Below are 1,116 nucleotides of genomic sequence, written 5' to 3'. Positions count from 1 at the left end.
AGAGGAGAGGTCGGTGTCTGTAGAACTCGATGGTGTTCGCGTCCTGATCGTCACCTCCAATACCGGGGTGGAACGGGACGAACTACTGGTTCCCCGAGATCAATTGCGCGCTCGCGGCGCGCTCGTGACCCACGCGGCCACGGAGGGCATCGACGTGCACACGTTTCGGCACGACCTCATCCCGTCCGAATCCGTGCGGCCCGACATGTCGCTGAACGATGTGAATCCCCGTTCGTTCGACGCCATGGTGATTCCGGGCGGCACGGTCAATGCCGACAAACTCCGAACCAATGCCACGGCACGAGAACTCGTCCGATCCGCGATCGCCGCCGACCGCCCGGTCGCGGCCATCTGCCACGGCCCGTGGCTGCTGGTCGAGGCAGCGGTGGTGACCGGCAAAACCCTCACCTCCTATCATTCGCTGCGCACCGATCTGGTCAATGCGGGGGCGACCTGGATCGACGCGCCGGTCGTCCGCAGCGACGCCGAAGGCTGGACCCTGATCACCTCCCGCAAACCCGACGATCTCCCCGATTTCATCGACGCCATCACCGCCGAATTCAGCGTCCGCACATCCTGACGGCGAGCGCACCAATCTCGGTGCGCAGCATCGCAGGTCATCGACGCACTCGGGGATAAGGTGGCCGGATGACCGTCTATGCCATCGCACAGTTGAAGTTCACCGACCGCGACGCCTACAACCGGTATCAGGCAGCGTTCATGGATGTGTTCCAGCGGTATTCGGGAACGCTGCTCGTGGCGGATGAGGCGCCGCGGGTCGTGGAAGGGGAGTGGGATCGGGACAAGGTGGTGTTGATGAGCTTTCCCGATGAGGCGGCGTTTCGGGCGTGGGCGGAATCGGATGATTATCAACGGATCTCGGAGGATCGCCGGGCCGGCGCCGAGACGGCGGTGGTGCTAGTGAAGGCTCTTCAGGGATGACGCCCGTGCGGTGTCGCGTCCGGTGAGGGCGGTGATGGTCGCGGCCAGGATGGTCGCCGTGGCAGCGGCCAGGGCGGTGGCGGTCCAGCCGAACCAGCCGACCGCGGCGGCGCCGAACGCGGTGCCGAGGCTTCCGCCGATGAAGTAGACGACCATGTAGGCGCTGTTGAAGCG

General features: G+C 65.2%; 2 protein-coding genes and 1 pseudogene. 2 read left to right on the top strand and 1 reads right to left on the bottom strand.

Features of this window, described 5'->3' with window-relative positions:
* Nucleotides 1-13 precede the first annotated feature (13 nt).
* Nucleotides 14-580, top strand: coding sequence for a type 1 glutamine amidotransferase domain-containing protein (locus tag ACIRS4_RS38400; protein ID WP_404204938.1), 567 nt, complete (start codon nt 14-16; stop codon nt 578-580).
* A gap of 68 nt (nt 581-648) precedes the next feature.
* A complete protein-coding gene (locus ACIRS4_RS38395; RefSeq protein ID WP_357084670.1) occupies nt 649-942 on the top strand; it encodes a DUF1330 domain-containing protein in 294 nt (97 codons plus the stop codon).
* On the opposite strand, the pseudogene ACIRS4_RS38390 reads toward ACIRS4_RS38395, so the two are convergent.
* Nucleotides 919-1,116 (bottom strand): annotated as a pseudogene (locus ACIRS4_RS38390) (hypothetical protein); the annotation flags it as partial. The gene ACIRS4_RS38395 and the pseudogene ACIRS4_RS38390 sit on opposite strands and share 24 nt — an antisense overlap.

The sequence above is a fragment of the Streptomyces sp. NPDC101166 genome (assembly GCF_044768125.1).
In the GTDB taxonomy this organism is placed as follows: domain Bacteria; phylum Actinomycetota; class Actinomycetes; order Streptomycetales; family Streptomycetaceae; genus Streptomyces.
This window is presented reverse-complemented; position numbering and strand designations above follow the sequence as displayed.

What these genes read in the sequence shown, in the direction of transcription:
- ACIRS4_RS38395 (WP_357084670.1), top strand. Translation starts at nt 649, where the DNA reads ATGACCGTCTATGCCATCGCACAGTTGAAGTTCACCGACCGCGACGCC.